Raw genomic sequence first — 17,863 nt, 5'->3', positions numbered from 1 at the left:
CTAGCTGGTTAAGAAACCTTCCGCGACACGGCTGAACCGGTTGGCGGATGCGACTGTGGCTGGGGAAGGGCCTGAGTACCTTGGCATTGTGCCACGTCAACCATATGACGATTCGAGGAGGCTTCGCAACCCCCTACCCCGCTAACTCAGGCCGAAGAAAGTAACTGTTTGATTTGCTGCAGCGTGGCGGGGTCGTCGATGGTGGTCAGGTCGCCCGGATCGCGCTGCTCGCAGACGGCCTGGATGGCGCGCCGCAGCAATTTGCCGCTGCGGGTCTTGGGCAGCCCGCTGACGAAACGCACGCGCGCGGGCCGCGCGAGTGCGCCGAGCTGGTCGGCCACCACTTTCATGATCTCGCCTTCGAGCTTGAGCGCCACGTCGGCGTCGGCCACGGCGCGGCCGTCCTTGGGCACGACGAAGGCCATTGCCACCTGCCCCTTGAGCGCGTCGGCCACGCCGACCACCGCCACCTCCGCCACGTTGGCATGGCCCGAGATGCTCTCTTCGATCTCGCGCGTGCCGAGGCGGTGGCCCGCCACGTTGATCACGTCGTCGGTGCGGCCCAGGATGTAGAAGTAGCCGTCCGCGTCGCGAATGCCCCAATCGAAGGTCGAATAGACCATCTTGCCCGGCACGCTCTTCCAGTAGGTATTGACGAAGCGCGCATCGTCTTTCCACACGGTCTGCATGAAGCCGGGCGGCGTCGGCCCCTCGACCACGACGACGCCCTTTTCATTCGGCGCGGTCAGTTCCTCGCCTGTTGACTCGTGCAGGATCTTGATGCGGTAGCCGTACATGGGCACGCCCGGGCTGCCGAACTTGCTGGCCTTGGCCTCGACACCGTTGGCGATGGTGATCATCGGCCAGCCCGATTCGGTCTGCCAGTAGTTGTCGATGATCGGCACGCCCAGGCCCTCGCTGATCCAGCGCGCGGTCGGCTCGTCCAGCGGCTCGCCGGCCAGGAACAGCGCGCGCAGGCTCGACAGGTCGTATTTCTTGAGCAGCGCCGGGTCTTGCTTCTTGAGCACGCGGACCGCGGTGGGCGCGCTGAACATCACCGTCACCTTGTACTTTTCGACCAGGCGCCACCAGATGCCGCCGTCGGGCTGCTGGTCGATGCCCTGGGTGGGCAAGCCCTCGTACATGATGGTCGCCATGCCGGCGATCAGCGGGCCGTAGACGATGTAGCTGTGGCCCACGACCCAGCCGATGTCGCTGGTCGAGAAGTAGGTTTCGCCAGGCCCGCCGTCGAAGATGTGCTTCATGCTCGCAGCCAGCGCCACGGCATAGCCGCCGACGTCGCGCTGCACGCCCTTGGGCTTGCCCGTCGTGCCGCTCGTGTAGATCGTGTAGCTGATGTCGGTGGAAGCCAGCCACGTGCAGGGCACTTCGGCATTCAGGTGTTTCTGCCGCAGCTCGCTGGCCAGATGGTCCCGCCCCGCGACCAGTTCCATGGCAGCGAGGCCTCGGTCGGTCAGCAGCACCGCCGATGGCTTGTGCTTCGACAGCCGGATCGCCTCGTCGAGCAGCGGCTTGTACGCAATGACCTTGCCGCCGCGCGAACCGGCGTCCGCGCTCACGACCACCTTCGGCTCGGCATCCTCGATGCGGGTGGCGAGCGATCCGCTGGCGAAGCCGCCGAACACCACGCAGTGGATCGCGCCGATGCGCGCGCAGGCCAGCATCGCGAAAGCGGCCTCCGGGATCATCGGCATGTAGATGAGCACGCGGTCGCCCTTGCCCACGCCAAGTTCGATCAGGCTGGCGGCCGTGCGCTGCACCTCGGCGTGCAGTTCCTTGAAGCTGTAGCTTTTCTCGACGCCGGTTTCGGTTGAAACGAAGATCAGCGCCGGCTGGCCGCCCCGATCGGCCAGGTGGCGATCGACCGCGTTGTGGCACAGGTTGGTGGTGCCACCGACGAACCAGCGCGCAAAGGGCGGCTGGCTGGCGTCGAGGATCTGTTGCGCGGGTGTTCCCCAGTCGATCAGCTTTGCCTGCTCGGCCCAGAAGGCCTCGGGCGCGTCCACGGACTGGCGATAGAACTCTTCGTAGCGGCTCATCTGGACTTGTCTCCTGTTCTGTATGTACTCCGTTCCGGCGGCATCGCTAAAACTGAATTCATAATTATGGAGACCGATCTTGCAGCAGGCTGACAACCGGAGCAATCCGGTCGAGCCCTGCTGATGGCCGCAGGCCGGCTATCGAATCAGCGCCTGAAGGTCGCGAAATGCAGGGTGTTCGGCCGTACGCAGCCACTCGAAGCCGACCATTTCGGTGGTCACCAGCTCGGCGCCGGCACCGGCAAGCCGGTCGAAGGCGGCATCGCGGTTGCGCTCGGTGCGCGAGCTGCAGGCATCGGTGACGACCCAGACCTCGAACTCGTCTGCCAGCAGATCGAGCGCCGTCTGCAGCAGGCAGACATGGGCTTCGCAGCCGGCGATCACGATGGTGTTGCGTTCTTCGGCCGCCGCGGCGGGCTTCTGCAGATGCTTGGGCAGGCTGCGGGCATTGCCTTGCGGCACGGCCTTCGCCGGCGGGCGCAGCCATTCGCCGAGCCCCTCTTCGACGCCGCTGAAATGCATCTTGGCCAGCGTCTTCTTGCAGAGGGCGCGGATGTCCGGCAGGTTCTCGCCCAGCTTCGACGGGTTCTGCTCGGTGCCCCACACCGGCACGTCGACCCATTGCGCCATCGTTGCGAGACGCACGGCGTTCTTCGCAACAGCCTCGTTCTCGAAGACCGCCGGCATCAGCCGAGCCTGGTAGTCGACCAGCACGAGTTGGGATTGCGAGGCGTCGAGCTGCATGAACCGTTTCTTTCAGGTGATGTTTGGATTGGGCTGAACCGTACCACTGAAAAGATCGGCTTGGCCGGCGTCGCCGTCATCGGGCGCATCTTCTTCCATGCCCGGGGACGCGGCGCACCGCAGCACCAACTGCGCCAGGTAGGCCTTGAAGAGCGTATCGGCCGACTGCTTGAACATGCGGATGCGCCCCGTGTGCTTCATCAGCAGCAGGCCGACACCGTGCGCGAAAAGCGCCGTGTTTTCCTGGAGCGCATGTGCCGCGTCGAGGCCGAGGGCCAGCAAGGCGTCTTCGCAGGGGCGCAGGGCGTCATAGAGGCGGTCGTTGAGTTCGTGGTCCAGCTCGCTGGTCAGTCCGCGGGGTCGCATGCCGTGCACCAGATAAAAGCCGAGGTCGAGATCGCGCGGGTTGGCCGCGTAGAAATCGAACCAGGCTTGTGCCCTGGCGGCGAGGGTCTTGTCGGGCCGGCTCTTCGACACCCGGGCCTCCGCGACGGCGGCCTGCAGGCGCAACAGCGACTCGTCGAGCAAAGCGGCATAGATCGCCTCCTTGCTGTCGAAGTACGAGTAGATGGCGCCCGGCGTGTACCCGGCCCTTTTCGCGATCTCCCGGATGCTCGCGCCCTCGATACCTGCTTCCGCGAACACCGCACGGGCTGCGTCGAGCACCAGCGCACGGCGTGCGTCAGTGAGCGTCTGGCGGCGCTGGAGCTTGGCTTGCATCGGCGGAATATAGCCGCGACCGGATCAGTCGTTCATTATTTTTTACATTGATTGATAAATTGAACGATGTTCAAATAATTGATAGGGTCGCCAAAAACGAGCGACTTCATTGGAGACCACACGATGAACGCCCCACTTTCCACCTCGACCTTGATGTCTGGTGCCGACTACCGCGAGTCGCTGCGCCGCTACCGCCCCACCGTGTTCGTGGACGGCCGCCGCGTCGACAGCGTGGCCGACGAGCCGGCTTTTCAGCCCGGCATCAATGCCATCGCCCTCACGTACGACTACGCGCTCAAGAAGGAATACGAGCCGCTGATGACCGCCATTCAGCACACCAGCGGCAAGCGGGTGAACCGGCTGTCGCACCTCAACACCAGCGCCGGCGACCTGCTCAACAAGCTCGAAGCCGTGCGCCTGGTCTGCCAGGAAACCGGTTGCGCCCAGCGCTACCTGACGCACGACGCGCTCAACGCCATCGCCCAGGTGTCGGCCCGCATCGACGATGCGCATGGCAACACCGAGCACACCGCCCGCTTCCACGACTACCTGCACCGCATCCAGGACGAAGACCTGACGCTCGGCGTCGCCATGACTGACGCCAAGGGCGACCGCAGCCGCCGGCCGCACGAGCAGGCCAACGTCGACAGCTACCTGCACGTGGTGGAGCGCAATGCGCGCGGCATCGTCATTTCGGGCACCAAGGCCATCGTGACCGGGGCGCCTTATGTGCACGAGCTGCTGGTCATGCCCTGCCGCAACATGGGCAAGGAAGACGCCGACTTCGCCGTCTGCTGCGCGGTGCCGCTGGATGCGCCGGGCCTCACCATCGTCGCGCGTCCGGCCGGCCGGCCCGGTGAAAAGCTCGAGCATGGCGACGCCCTGTTCAGCCGCAAATACGGCCAGAGCACCGGTGTGTGCATGTTCGACAAGGTGTTCGTGCCGTGGGAGCGCGTGTTCTACGCAGGCGAATGGGAGCACTCGGGCCATCTGACCTACAGCTACGCCACACACCATCGCCACAGTTGCATCGGCGCCCGCGCCGGCTTCGGCGACCTGTTGATCGGTGCCGGCGCGCTGATGTGCGAGGCCAACGGCTTCGACCCGGGCAAGGAAAGCCACCTGCGCGAGCAGATGGTCGAACTCATCACCATCACCGAAAGCTTCTTCGCCTGCGGCGTGGCGGCCAGCGTCTACGGCAAGGCCGACGAGCACTGCAAGGTCTTCATGCCCGACCCGGTGTTCAGCAACATCGGCAAGCTGCTGCTGGCCACCAAGATCTACGACATGCACCGCATCGCGCACTACGTGAGCGGCGGCCTGATCGTCACCCTCCCCGGCCCCGACGAAGACCACAACCCCGAGACCGCCGCCCGCCTGTCGGACGTGCTGCGCGCGAATCCGGCCGTTCCCTACGAGCAGCGCATCGAGACCGCCCGCCTCATCGAAGACCTGACAGCCGGCTACCAGGGCGGCTGGTACAGCGTGATCAGCCTGCACGGCGGTGGCTCGCCGGCCGCGATGAAGCAGGAGATCTGGCGCAACTACCCGGTCGGCTCCAAGGTCGAGCTGGTCGAACGCATCCTCGAGCGCGGCATCGCGGCCGACGGCTCGCCCGCCGCGGCACCGCACGATCCGTCGCGCGCCATCACGAAGAATCGCCAGCCCGGCAAGTGCTGCGACACAGGCTGCACCACGCCCGGCCAGCCCGTGATGGTCGATCTGCCGGTGTCGTCACGACACACCTGACTCAATAAACTGCGGCAAATGACGTTCTTCTCGAAACGGTTGGCCCTTGTCGCGCTGGGTCTTGGGGCCGCACTGCTTGCCGCAAGCTGCGGTGCCGTGCGCAAGACCACGGTGCCGATGACGACCAACCTGGAGAAGAGCGGCTGCATGCGCGACGCCGACACCCTGCTCGTGATGCTGCCGGGCGCGTATTCGACCCCCGACGAATTCGAGCGCGAAGGCTTCGTCCAGGCCCTGCGCGACAACCGGGTTGCGGCGGACGTGATGCTGGTCGATGCCCATCTCGGCTACTACAACGACAAGACCATCCTCGAGCGCCTGAGCGCGGACGTGATGGCACCGGCGCGCAGCCAGGGCTACCGCAAGATCTGGATCGTGGGCATCTCGGTCGGCGGCTTCGGCGGACTGCTCTATGCGCAGACACACCCCGGCGAACTCGCGGGGCTGGTGACGCTCGCGCCCTACCTCGGCGAACGCACGCTGAGCACCGACATCGCCAACGCCGGCGGCATCGCGTCGTGGAAAGGTCCGCTGGTCGATCCGGCCGAGGCCGCCCCACGCACGCCAAACGACACCCAGCTATGGCAATGGCTGCGCGGGTACGCGGGCTTCACGCAGACCGGCGCCGCCCGGCCGCCGCTCTACCTGGGCTATGGCATCGACGATCGCTTTGCCTTCAGCCACCGGCTGCTCGGCGCGGCGCTCCCCGCCGAGCGCGTCTTCACCACCGAAGGCGGCCATGACTGGCCGGAATGGTTGCGCCTCTGGCGCCGCATGCTCCCGACGCTACCGCTGCAGAGCTGCCCCGTCTGAAGCGTAGAGAAAAAGCGCGGTTCAGTTCGGCTGCAGACGTAGCAGCTTGTGCTCGGCGATCACCTTGTCACCCTTGATCGGACCGCATCTGCGCCACGGCAGTGACACAAAACCCCAAGCCCGTAGCAGGAGCAAGGCTGTAAACAGAGCAAGAAAACGCCGAAATCCGCAAGTTCCTGGATTTACCCGGCAGTTCACCCAATCTTGGCGGCAAATAGCGACCGAATCCAGAAGGACCGACGTTTCACGTACGGCTGACGGGCCTGTTCAAGACCAATCGCTTATGGGCCATAAACGTCCACCGTTACATTTTTTCTTCCGCGGGATTCAGAATCCTCAGGTAAATCAACGACTTACATATGCAATCGCTAATTCAGTTTAAATTGACATAACCGCGCGTCATCAATATCCTACGCGCCATGCGTTTTTTCGTCCTACCCGCGTCCCTCCTGCTTGCCGTCGCTGCCCATGCAGCCCCCCAACAGGACCGATCAGATGACGAGATGGCCCGCGTGCTCGCCGACAAAGGTCTGGTCGGGCAGTTCCAGCAAGTCCGTCAAACCGTCGCAGAACGAACTTCCGATCTGGTGGTGACTGCCATCGGCTTCCTCGGAGTCCCCTATCGCCGTGGCGGCAATTCGGCGGAAGCCGGCTTCGATTGCAGCGGCTTCGTTCGCGCCATGTACAACCAGACGGTGGGCCACATGCTCCCGCGCCGCGCCGAAGAACAAGCCGCCGCCACTGAAAAGATCGATCGCAGCCAGCTCAAGCCCGGCGACCTCGTCTTCTTCAACACGATGCGCCGCGCTTTCAGCCATGTCGGCATCTACGTCGGCGAAGGCAAATTCATCCACTCGCCCCGCTCCGGCGCACAGGTTCGTGTCGAAGACATGAACGGCAGCTACTGGCAACGCCGCTTCGATGGCGCGCGCCGCGTGCTCAGCGGGCCTGCGGACGAGGTCAAGGCGGCCGCCGTCGCCAACACCGGCAACTGAAAAGCCGGCCTCGACTCTTCCCCAAACCCGCCAATGGCGGGTTTTTGCTTTCTGGCTGGTTTGCAGGCGAAGGGACACTCGGCGGGCGATCTGTTTTTGACAGGTGAAGTTTGCCTCACGCATCTAAAGATCAGCTGAAGACCGCCACTCGCAGCCGCAAATCCAACGAATCCAATCCCGGCAACCGGAATCAGCCCGACCGGGCCACCTTGCGCTTCCAGATCACGCCGCCCACGACGCAGTGGCGACAGTCGACCCTCAGGTGCAGCACGAGGACAACCGGGAACAGGGTCCACGCCAGCCGTGCCGCGCTTGATCAGCGCCTACTGCGCAGCGCCGGAGAGGATGCAGCAGCCACTGAATTCTTATGGGAAGGGCGGCAAAGCGAAATGCCGCCCTATTCCCTACTTCCCAGGTGCGGATCTACTTCTTCGCCGGCGGCAGGTCGGTACAAGTACCGTGCGCCACTTCCGCCGCCATGCCGATGCTTTCCCCCAGCGTGGGGTGCGGATGGATGGTCTTGCCGATGTCGATCTCGTCCGCGCCCATCTCGATGGCCAGCGCGATCTCGCCGATCATGTCGCCCGCGTGCGTGCCGACGATGCCGCCACCGAGGATGCGGTGCGTCTCGGCATCGAACAGCAGCTTGGTGAAGCCTTCGTCGCGGCCGTTGGCGATGGCGCGGCCCGAAGCGGTCCACGGGAAGTGGCCCTTCTTGACCTTGATGCCTTCCACCTTGGCCTGGTCTTCCGTAAGACCCACCCACGCCACTTCAGGGTCGGTGTAGGCCACGCTGGGAATCACGCGGGCGTTGAATGCCGCGCTCGACAGCTCCTTGTCGCCCTTCTGCTCGCCTGCGATCACCTCGGCCGCCACGTGCGCCTCGTGCACCGCCTTGTGCGCCAGCATGGGCTGGCCCACGATGTCGCCGATGGCGAAGATGTGCGGCACATTGGTCCGCATCTGGATGTCGACCGGAATGAAGCCGCGGTCGCTGACCGTCACGCCGGCCTTCTCTGCGCCGATCTTCTTGCCGTTAGGGCTGCGGCCCACGGCCTGCAGCACGAGGTCATACACCTGCGGTTCCTTCGGTGCGTTCTCGCCTTCGAAGGTGACCTTAATGCCTTCCTTCGTGGCCTCGGCGCCGACCGTCTTGGTCTTCAACATGATGTTGTCGAAGCGCGGCGCATTCATCTTCTGCCAGACCTTCACGAGGTCGCGGTCGGCGCCCTGCATCAGGCCGTCCAGCATTTCGACCACGTCGAGGCGCGCGCCGAGCGTCGAATACACCGTACCCATTTCGAGGCCGATGATGCCGCCGCCCAGGATCAGCATGCGCTTGGGGTCAGTGCCCATCTCGAGCGCCCCGGTGGAGTCGACCACGCGCGGGTCCTTCGGCATGAAGGGCAGGCTCACGGCCTGCGAGCCGGCCGCGATGATGGCGTTGCGGAACTTGACGATCTGCTTCTTGCCCGTGGTGTCCCAGCTCGTGCCCGAGGTCTCTTCGACTTCCAGGTGGTACGGGTCGATGAAATTGCCGACGCCGCGCAGCACCGTCACCTTGCGCATCTTGGCCATGGCCGTGAGGCCGCCGGTGAGCTTGCCCACCACCTTGTTCTTGTGGCCGAGCAGCTTGGCGCGATCGACCGTGGGCGCGGCGAAGCTCACGCCCAAGTCGGCGAAGTGCTTCACCTCGTCCATGACGGAAGCCACGTGCAACAGCGCCTTCGAGGGGATGCAACCCACGTTCAGGCACACGCCGCCGAGCGTGGCGTAGCGCTCGATGAGCACAACCTTCAGGCCGAGGTCGGCTGCGCGGAAGGCCGCCGAGTAACCGCCGGGGCCCGCGCCGAGCACGATCACATCGCACTCGACGTCGACCTTGCCACCGTAGGTAGACGCGACGGGCGCAGCGGCCGGAGCCGGCGCGGGGGCCGCTGCCTTGGGCGCCGGAGCAGCAGCAGGCGCGGGCGAAGCGGCTGCGGGAGCAGGCGCCGCAGCGCCATCGACCTCCAGCGTCAGCACGACCGAGCCTTCCTTGACCTTGTCGCCCACCTTCACCGCCAGCGACTTCACCACGCCAGCCGACGACGACGGAATCTCCATCGAGGCCTTGTCCGATTCGACCGTGATCAGCGATTGCTCGGCCTTGACCGTATCGCCGACGTTGACCAGCACCTCGATGACCGCGACTTCGTCGAAGTCGCCGATGTCGGGCACCTTGATTTGTTGTTCGCTCATTTGGACACTTTCAGTTTGAGTGTGAGAACGTCGACCGGTGGGGCCGAATTGCGATCGAATTCGCAGGCGGCGGCGATCCCCGCCTCCGCCACGTCGCGCGAGCTGCGCGACTTGATGTCATAGGCCGCGTGCATGGCGCCGAGCGCAAAGCTGCGTCCCGAGCCAATGGCCCAGAACTGCTTGAACTCGAACACCTCGCGGTAGCTGTAGATGCCGTAGATGCCGCTCTGGTTGGCCATCAGCATCGTGAACTGGCTCGACTCGTAGGGCTCGTGCTCGTCTTCCTTGGTCTGCATGAAGAACGAGTCCTTCAGCACCGGATGCAGCATCGTGAAGGTGCGAAAGATCTCGTGCTTGCTGCCGAACAGAAGCTTCTCGCGCTCCTGCGCAGCCAACGCGTGCTGCAGCACCAGGAAGTGCGCGGCGGCGCCGGCCATGGCAAACAGGCTGGTGCCCGCCGCGTCCTCGACGGTGAAGATCTTCTGGTTCGCTTCGGCGTTGTGCGACAGGCGCGTGTCGCCGAAGGTCACCAGAGAATCGGCTGCCATCGTGACCTGGCCGCCTTTGCGGACGGCCACTACGGTGGTCATAGCAGGATTCGGCGGTAGTCTGCGAGCACCTGGCCCAGGTAGGCGTTGAAACGCGCTGCCAGGGCGCCGTCGATCACGCGGTGGTCATACGACAGCGACAGCGGCAGCGTCAGGCGCGGCACGAACTGCTTGCCGTCCCACACCGGCTTCATCTGGCCCTTCGAGAGGCCGAGGATGGCCACTTCGGGTGCGTTGATGATGGGCGTGAAGTGCGTGCCGCCGATGCCGCCGAGCGAGCTGATCGAGAAGCAGCCGCCCTGCATGTCGGCCGAGCCGAGCTTGCCGTCGCGCGCCTTCTTGGCGAGTTCGCCCATCTCGGCGCTGATCTGCAGGATGCCCTTCTTGTCGGCATCCTTCAGCACCGGCACCACGAGCCCGTTGGGAGTGTCCGCCGCGAAGCCGATGTTGAAGTACTGCTTGTAGACCAGCTGATCGCCGTCCAGGCTGGCATTGAAATCGGGGAATTTCTTCAGCGCCGCGACCACGGCCTTGATCACGAAGGCCAGCATCGTGACCTTGATGCCCGACTTCTCGTTCTCCTTGTTGGTGGAGACGCGGAAGGCTTCGAGCTCGGTGATGTCGGCTTCGTCGTTGTTGGTGACGTGCGGAATCATCACCCAGTTGCGGTGCAGGTTCGCACCGCTGAGCTTCTTGATGCGCGACAGGTCCTTGCGCTCGACCGGGCCGAACTTCGTGAAGTCGACCTTGGGCCACGGAATGAGGCCCAGTGCCGCGCCGTCCGCGCCGCCACCGCCCGCCGGCGCCTTGGCCGCCGAGGCCTTGGTGCTGGCCTGGCCGCTCATCACGGCCTTGGTGAAGCTCTGGACGTCTTCCTGCGTGATCCGCCCCTTGGGACCGGAACCCTTGACCTCTTCGAGCGGCACGCCGAGTTCGCGCGCAAATTTGCGCACCGAAGGCGAAGCATGCGGCAGGTTGCCGGTCGGCGCCACGGTGGGTTCGTGCGGCGCGGCGGCCGCCGGGCTTGCAACGGGTGCTGGCGAAGCGGCGGGTGCCGGTGCGCTGGCGGTTGCGACGGCCGGTGCGGCTGCCGCAGCTTGCGCCGGCGCAGGTGCCGCGGCACCTGCTGCGCCTTCGAGCACGGCAATCAGGTCACCGATGTTGACCGTGTCGCCAACCTTGACCTTGAGTTCCTTGAGCACGCCGGCAGCCGACGACGGAATTTCCATCGAGGCCTTGTCCGACTCCACCGTGATCAGCGACTGCTCGGCCGCGATCGTGTCGCCCGGCTTCACCAGCAATTCGATGACGGCCACGTCCTTGAAGTCGCCGATGTCCGGCACCTTGATCTCGACCGGGCCCGAAGCAGCCGGAGCGGCTGCTGGCGCCGCAGCGACAGGTGCGGGCGCTGCCGCCGCGGGTGCGGCAGCCGCCGGGGCCGATGCCGGAGCCGGCGCTGCAGCAGCCGCACCTTCGGCGTCAAGCACCAGCACCACCGAGCCTTCCTTGACCTTGCCGCCGACCGCGACCTTGATTTCCTTGACCACGCCGGCGGTCGACGACGGAATCTCCATCGACGCCTTGTCCGACTCCACCGTGATGAGCGACTGCTCGGCCTTGACCGTGTCACCCACCTTCACAAGCACCTCGATCACCGCGACTTCATCGAAATCGCCGATGTCCGGCACCTTGACTTCCACTGCTGCCATATCGTTTGTCTCCCGCCGTGAGGCGCCGTTTCGTTCGTTGATTGGTAAGCCCCCAGGGCCGGGCTGCGCCCCGCCCGCCCCCGAGGGGGTCAAGCAAAGTGGCAAAGCCACATTTGCTTGAGAGGGTCAGGCGTAGAGCGGATTGACCTTGTCGATGTTGATGCCGTACTTCTTGATCGCCTCGACCACCTTGGCCACCGGCACGGTGCCATCTTCGCTCAGCGCCTTGAGTGCGGCCACCACGATGTAGTGACGATTGATTTCAAAGTGCTCGCGCAGCTTGTTGCGGAAGTCGCTGCGGCCGAAGCCGTCAGTGCCCAGCACCTTGTAGGTACGGCCCTTCGGGATGAAGGGGCGGATCTGCTCGGCATAGGCCTTCATGTAGTCGGTCGATGCCACCACCGGGCCGGTCGAGGGCGCGAGTTGCTCGGCCACGAAGGGCACGCGCGGCGTCTGGTCGGGGTGCAGCAGGTTCCAGCGGTCGGCGTCCTGGCCGTCGCGCGTCAACTCGTTGAAGCTCGGGCAGCTCCACACCGAAGCCGACACGCCCCAGTCCTTCTCGAGCAGCTCTTGCGCGGCGAAGCTTTCGCGCAGGATGGTGCCGCTGCCCAGCAGTTGCACGGTCGGCGACTTGGCCTTCAGTGCGGGGCCCTGCTTGGCCAGGTACATGCCCTTGATGATCTGCTCTTCGGTGCCGGGCTGCAGGCCGGGCATCGCGTAGTTCTCGTTGAGCAGCGTGATGTAGTAGTAGACGTTGTCCTGCTTCTCGACCATGCGCTTCAAGCCGTGGTGCAGGATCACGCCCACTTCGTGCGCGAAGGTCGGGTCGTAGCTCACGCAGTTCGGAATGGTGTTGGCCAGGATGTGGCTGTGACCGTCTTCGTGCTGCAGGCCTTCGCCGTTCAGCGTGGTGCGCCCCGAGGTGCCGCCCAGCAGGAAACCGCGCGCCTGCATGTCGCCGGCCGCCCAGGCCAGGTCGCCGATGCGCTGGAAGCCGAACATCGAGTAGTACACGTAGAACGGCACCATGATGCGGTTGTTCGTGCTGTACGACGTGGCGGCCGCAATCCAGCTCGACATGCCGCCGGCTTCGTTGATGCCTTCCTGCAGGATCTGGCCGGCCTTGTCTTCCTTGTAGTACATGACCTGGTCCTTATCAACCGGGGTGTACTGCTGGCCATGCGGGTTGTAGATGCCGATCTGGCGGAACAGCCCTTCCATGCCGAAGGTGCGTGCTTCGTCCACAAGAATGGGCACGACGCGCGGGCCGAGCGCCTTGTCGCGCAGCAGCTGCGTGAGGAAGCGCACATAAGCCTGCGTGGTCGAGATCTCGCGGCCTTCGGCCGTGGGTTCGAGCACCGCCTTGAAGGTGTCGAGCGCGGGCACCGTGAAGCTCTCGTCGGCCTTGACGCGGCGGTGCGGCAGGTAGCCGCCCAGGGCCTTGCGGCGCTCGTGCAGGTAGCGCATTTCCGGCGTGTCGTCGGCCGGCTTGTAGAACGGCAGCTCGGCGATCTGGCTGTCGGGAATCGGAATATTGAAGCGGTCGCGGAAGGCCTTGATGTCTTCGTCGCCGAGCTTCTTCGTCTGGTGAACCGTGTTCTTGCCTTCGCCGATCTTGCCCATGCCGAAGCCCTTGACGGTCTTGACGAGCAGCACGGTGGGCTGGCCCTTGTGGTTCTGGGCCGAATGGAAGGCGGCATACACCTTCTGCGAATCGTGGCCGCCGCGCTGCAGGTTCCAGACCTCGTCGTCGGTCATGTGCTCGACCATCTTCAGCGTGCGCGGATCGCGGCCGAAGAAGTTCTTGCGAACGTAGGCGCCGTCGTTGGCCTTGAACGATTGGTAGTCGCCGTCGTTGCACTCCATCATGATCTTGCGCAGCGCGCCGTCATGGTCCTTCTCGAGCAGGGCGTCCCAGCCCTTGCCCCAGATCAGCTTGACGACGTTCCAGTTGGCGCCGCGGAACTCGCCTTCGAGCTCCTGGATGATCTTGCCGTTGCCGCGCACCGGGCCGTCCAGGCGCTGCAGGTTGCAGTTGATGACGAAGATCAGGTTATCGAGGTTCTCGCGTGCGGCCAGGCCGATGGCGCCGAGCGATTCGACCTCGTCCATTTCACCGTCGCCGCAGAACACCCACACCTTGCGGTTTTCGGTATTGGCGATGCCACGCGCATGCAGGTACTTGAGGAAGCGCGCCTGGTAGATGGCCATCAGCGGGCCCAGGCCCATCGACACGGTGGGGAACTGCCAGAACTCCGGCATCAGCTTGGGGTGCGGGTAGCTCGACAGACCCTTGCCGTCCACTTCCTGGCGGAAGTTGAGCAGTTGCTCTTCGGAGAGGCGGCCTTCGAGGTAGGCGCGGGCATAGATGCCGGGCGATACGTGGCCCTGGATGTACAGCAGGTCGCCGCCGTGGTTTTCGCTCTCGGCGTGCCAGAAGTGGTTGAAGCCGGCACCGAACATGCTGGCCAGCGAGGCGAAGGAGCCAATGTGGCCGCCCAGGTCACCGCCTTCGGCCGGGTGGTGGCGGTTGGCCTTGACCACCATCGCCATCGCGTTCCAGCGCATGTAGGCGCGCAGGCGCTGTTCGATCTCGAGGTTGCCGGGGCTGCGGGCTTCCATCGAAGGCTCGATGGTGTTGACGTAGCCGGTATTGGCCGAGAACGGCATGTCGACGCTGTTCTGGCGGGCGTGTTCGAGCAGTTGCTCTAGAAGGAAGTGCGCCCGCTCGGGGCCCTCGCTCTGGATGACGGAAGACAGTGCATCCATCCATTCACGGGTCTCCTGGGCGTCCGCGTCATTCGCGGCCGAGCCGAACAGGTTCTCGGGATTTGCCGACATGCTTGTCTCTCCTTTTAGGGCTGTGGCTGTAATTTAGTGCGCTATGCAGCGAACGCGCGGGAGTTTCCCATAGAAATCTCAGAATTTCAAATGGCGCCTGACGATTTCTTAATGTGACATTTTGAAGATTCGGAAGAAGCGCGTGAACCCGACCGCGCCACAAGCAGTGGCACCGTGCCTTTTCGACGCTTCACAGGGGGCATCCCCTAAACTCGGCCCATGTCTTTTCCCTCCCCGCTGGCGGCTGCCCGCAGTGCCGTGAATGCCTCGCCGTTGTCCTGGTGGCGCCGCTGGTGGCGCCGGCAGACGCCGGTGCTGCAGGACGCCGTCGCCATGCTCGCGCCGATGGCGGCCGTGCTGCTCTTTCTTGCGGCCATCGTCTCGGCCTTCTGGTATCTGCGCACCGAGGAAGTCGAGCGCGAGCAGGAATCCGTGCGCCGCGACGTCGAGTACGCACAGCAGCGCATGCGGCTGCGCCTGCTCGAGCGGCAAGAGCAGCTGATGCGCATCGCGCGCGATGCCTCCAACCACGAGATCGACCCGATCGAGTTCACCAGCCGGGCCGAGTCACTGGTCAGCCAGTTCCCCGAACTGCAGACCATCACCTGGGTCGACGACCGCCGCCGCTTCAAGGCTGGCTATGCGGCGCCCAGCGTGCATCCCGCGCAGCAACATCTGATCGGCGACGTGCTGCGCCCCGGCGACATCGAAAGCAACTACGCCCTGGCACGCGAACTGCGCCAGCCGGTGTATTCGCAGCCCGTGGCGGGCGGCGACCCGCCAGCGATGCTGCAGTTGCACATCCCGCTGTTCGACCAGGGCCTGTTCGCGGGCGTGGTGCTCGGCGAGTTCTCGGTCGATGGCTTGCTGCGCTATGGCATGCCTTCCGAGGTGCAAGCGCGCTACGCCGTCTCGCTGCTCGACGCCAAGGGCAACGTGATCGCCGGCAACACGACCAATCTGAAGGACAGCGGCACACGCCTGCTGCCTTGGACCGAACGCACCAACGAATACGAAGTGCCCGTGTCTCCGGTCGGCAATGCGCTGGTGCTGCGGGCGCAGGCCTATCGCACCTCGCAGGGCGTGGTGGGCAACGGGCTGTTCTGGCTGGTCTGCGCACTGAGTGTGCTCACAAGCTGGATGCTGATCGGCACCTGGCGCCACACCCGACGACGACTACAGGCACAGCAACGGCTGGTGGCCGAGACCAACTTCCGCCGCGCGATGGAAAACTCCATGCTCACCGGCATGCGCGTGCTCGACCTGCAGGGCCGCATCACCTACGTGAATGCCGCCTTCTGCGCGATGACGGGATGGAGCGAGGCCGAACTGGTCGGGCAATCGCCGCCCTTCCCCTACTGGCTGGAGTCCGACCGCGAGGTGATGAACGAACGCCTCGAAGAAGAACTGCACGGGCGCGCCCTGCCCGGCGGCTTCCAGGTCCGCGTGAAGCGCAAGAACGGCAGCGTGTTCAACGCCCGGCTCTATGTGTCGCCGCTGATCGATGCGCGCGGCCACCAGACCGGCTGGATGACCTCGATGACCGACATCACCGAGCCCACACGCATCCGCGAACAGCTCTCGGCGTCGTACGAGCGCTTCACCACGGTGCTCGAAGCACTGGACGCCGCCGTGTCGGTCGCCCCCATCGGCAGCGAGGAACTGCTGTTCGCCAACAAGCTGTACCGCCTGTGGTTCGGCTCCGACACCGTGGGCCACCTGGGCATGGTGGCGCAGGCGGGCGTGCCGGCATCGAACGCACACGACGAAGGCCTGGACGACGTCGACCCGTATGCCGGCCTGCCGATCGACACGCTCACCGCCGCGCAGACCGCCAACAACGAAATCTTCGTGCCGCACCTGGGCAAGTGGCTCGAAGTGCGCTCGCGCTACCTGACCTGGGTCGATGGCCGCCTTGCGCAACTGGTGATTGCCACCGACATCACGCCGCGCCGCGACGCCGAGGAACAGGCCGCAGCGCAAGCCGACCGCGCGCAAGCCGCCAGCCGCCTGATCACCATGGGCGAAATGGCGTCGAGCGTGGCGCATGAACTCAACCAACCGCTGACCGCCATCACCAACTACTGCAACGGGATGATGTCGCGCATCAAGGGCCAGACGATCGACAACGACGCGCTGCTCGCCGCGCTGGAGAAAACGTCGAAGCAGGCCCAGCGCGCGGGCCAGATCATCCAGCGCATCCGCTCCTTCGTGAAGCGCAGCGAACCCAACCGCACGCCGGCCGACGTGGCCACCATGGTGAGCGAAGCGGTCGAACTCGCGGGCATCGAACTGCGCCGCCGCAATGTGCGACTGAACCACTACGTGGCCGCGCGGCTGCCGGTGGTGCGCGTCGACCCGATCCTCATCGAGCAGGTGATGGTCAACCTGCTGAAGAATGCGGCCGAATCCATCGACATCGCCGACCGGCCGCTGGCGCGCCGCAGCGTCGAACTCCGTGTGTTGCCGAAGGTTATCGAAGGTCACAACGCCATCGAGTTTTCGGTGCAGGACACCGGCAAGGGCCTGGCGCCCGAAGTGATGGACCGGCTCTACGAGGCCTTCTTTTCCACCAAGCCGGAAGGCATGGGCATCGGGCTCAATTTGTGCCGCACCATCGTCGAGTCGCACCGCGGCCGGATGCAGGCGGAGAACATCTACAATGGCCCGGATGTGATCGGATGCCGTTTTTCCTTCTGGATTCCGGTGTTGGACGCTATCAGTTCCGTAGCTAGCGACGAGGCAAAGGTACCTGCATGAGTTTGATTCCGAAGAAGGGCACGGTCTACGTCGTCGACGATGACGAAGCCGTACGCGATTCGCTGCAATGGCTGCTCGAAGGCAAGGACTACAGAGTCCGCTGTTTCGATTCCGCCGAATCCTTTCTCTCCCGATACGATCCGCGCGAAGTCGCCTGCTTGATCGTCGACATCCGGATGGCCGGCATGACCGGCCTCGAATTGCAGGATCGGCTGATCGAGAGGCGCTCCCCGCTGCCGATCGTGGTCATCACCGGCCATGGCGACGTGCCCATGGCGGTTGACAGCATGAAGAAGGGCGCCATGGATTTCATCCAGAAGCCTTTCAACGACGAAGAGCTCGTCACGCTGGTCGAGCGCATGCTCGAACATGCGCGCGGCGCGTTCACCCAGCACCAGCAATCGGCCAGCCGCGACGCGCTGCTGTCCAAGCTCACCGGTCGCGAGGCGCAGGTGCTCGAACGCATCGTCGCCGGCCGCCTGAACAAGCAAATTGCCGATGATCTCGGCATCAGCATCAAGACGGTGGAGGCGCACCGCGCCAACATCATGGAAAAGCTCAACGCCAACACCGTGGCCGACCTGCTCAAGATCGCCCTCGGACAGGCTGCACCGGCCGCCAAAGCCTAGAAGCTGTCCGACCGATAGCAATGGATGTCCCCCACGCCTGCGCAAGCGGGCGTT

Annotated in this window: 12 protein-coding genes; 5 read left to right on the top strand and 7 right to left on the bottom strand. The window is 64.8% G+C overall.

Going from position 1 to position 17,863, the window contains the following annotated elements; translation table 11 throughout:
* Nucleotides 1–146: 146 nt before the first annotated feature.
* The 3 genes from BLQ28_RS05715 to BLQ28_RS05705 all read right to left on the bottom strand — a co-directional run bounded on the left by BLQ28_RS05715 (nucleotide 147) and on the right by BLQ28_RS05705 (nucleotide 3,470).
* Nucleotides 147–2,084, bottom strand: a complete 1,938-nt coding sequence (locus tag BLQ28_RS05715; RefSeq protein ID WP_256327188.1) for a propionate--CoA ligase — start codon at nucleotides 2,082–2,084, stop codon at nucleotides 147–149.
* Between the two features lie 114 nt (nucleotides 2,085–2,198).
* Nucleotides 2,199–2,804 (bottom strand): isochorismatase family protein, encoded by a 606-nt coding sequence (locus tag BLQ28_RS05710; protein ID WP_093237543.1) that lies wholly within the window; start codon nucleotides 2,802–2,804, stop codon nucleotides 2,199–2,201.
* 12 nt (nucleotides 2,805–2,816) lie between these two features.
* Nucleotides 2,817–3,470 (bottom strand): TetR/AcrR family transcriptional regulator, encoded by a 654-nt coding sequence (locus BLQ28_RS05705; protein WP_371126570.1) that lies wholly within the window; start codon nucleotides 3,468–3,470, stop codon nucleotides 2,817–2,819.
* A 177-nt stretch (nucleotides 3,471–3,647) separates the two neighbouring features.
* Here BLQ28_RS05705 and BLQ28_RS05700 point away from each other — a divergent pair, with 177 nt between their 5' ends.
* The 3 genes from BLQ28_RS05700 to BLQ28_RS05690 all read left to right on the top strand — a co-directional run bounded on the left by BLQ28_RS05700 (nucleotide 3,648) and on the right by BLQ28_RS05690 (nucleotide 7,081).
* On the top strand, nucleotides 3,648–5,273 hold the full coding sequence (locus BLQ28_RS05700) for a 4-hydroxyphenylacetate 3-hydroxylase family protein (protein ID WP_093237541.1): 1,626 nt from the start codon (nucleotides 3,648–3,650) through the stop codon (nucleotides 5,271–5,273).
* Nucleotides 5,274–5,291: 18 nt separating this feature from the next.
* Nucleotides 5,292–6,086, top strand: a complete 795-nt coding sequence (locus tag BLQ28_RS05695; protein WP_093237540.1) for an alpha/beta fold hydrolase — start codon at nucleotides 5,292–5,294, stop codon at nucleotides 6,084–6,086.
* 419 nt (nucleotides 6,087–6,505) lie between these two features.
* Nucleotides 6,506–7,081: a C40 family peptidase gene (locus tag BLQ28_RS05690; RefSeq protein ID WP_093237539.1), complete on the top strand. Its 576-nt coding sequence runs from the start codon at nucleotides 6,506–6,508 to the stop codon at nucleotides 7,079–7,081.
* Nucleotides 7,082–7,504: 423 nt separating this feature from the next.
* Here the strand turns inward: BLQ28_RS05690 and lpdA are convergent, their stop codons facing one another.
* From lpdA to aceE, 4 genes are all read right to left on the bottom strand, one after another.
* Nucleotides 7,505–9,322, bottom strand: coding sequence for a dihydrolipoyl dehydrogenase (gene lpdA / locus BLQ28_RS05685; RefSeq protein WP_093237538.1), 1,818 nt, complete (start codon nucleotides 9,320–9,322; stop codon nucleotides 7,505–7,507).
* A complete protein-coding gene (locus BLQ28_RS05680; protein WP_093237537.1) occupies nucleotides 9,319–9,912 on the bottom strand; it encodes an Ntn hydrolase family protein in 594 nt (197 codons plus the stop codon). Before BLQ28_RS05680 ends, lpdA begins: the two co-directional genes overlap by 4 nt.
* The gene (gene aceF / locus BLQ28_RS05675; protein WP_093237536.1) at nucleotides 9,909–11,579 is read right to left on the bottom strand and encodes a dihydrolipoyllysine-residue acetyltransferase; all 1,671 of its coding nucleotides are present in this window, start codon (nucleotides 11,577–11,579) and stop codon (nucleotides 9,909–9,911) included. The genes BLQ28_RS05680 and aceF overlap by 4 nt, the downstream gene beginning before the upstream one ends.
* Before the next feature lie 126 nt (nucleotides 11,580–11,705).
* The gene (aceE, locus tag BLQ28_RS05670) at nucleotides 11,706–14,420 is read right to left on the bottom strand and encodes a pyruvate dehydrogenase (acetyl-transferring), homodimeric type (RefSeq protein WP_093237535.1); all 2,715 of its coding nucleotides are present in this window, start codon (nucleotides 14,418–14,420) and stop codon (nucleotides 11,706–11,708) included.
* 219 nt (nucleotides 14,421–14,639) lie between these two features.
* On the opposite strand from aceE, the gene BLQ28_RS05665 reads away from it, so the two are divergent.
* Together BLQ28_RS05665 and BLQ28_RS05660 are read left to right on the top strand one after the other, a co-directional pair.
* Nucleotides 14,640–17,180, top strand: coding sequence for a PAS domain-containing sensor histidine kinase (locus BLQ28_RS05665; RefSeq protein ID WP_093237534.1), 2,541 nt, complete (start codon nucleotides 14,640–14,642; stop codon nucleotides 17,178–17,180).
* Nucleotides 17,177–17,809: a response regulator transcription factor gene (locus BLQ28_RS05660; protein WP_012747279.1), complete on the top strand. Its 633-nt coding sequence runs from the start codon at nucleotides 17,177–17,179 to the stop codon at nucleotides 17,807–17,809. The genes BLQ28_RS05665 and BLQ28_RS05660 overlap by 4 nt, the downstream gene beginning before the upstream one ends.
* The last annotated feature ends 54 nt before the right edge of the window (nucleotides 17,810–17,863 follow it).

Origin of the sequence: Variovorax sp. EL159, assembly GCF_900100965.1 — a bacterium.
Lineage (GTDB): Bacteria > Pseudomonadota > Gammaproteobacteria > Burkholderiales > Burkholderiaceae_C > Variovorax.
This window is presented reverse-complemented; position numbering and strand designations above follow the sequence as displayed.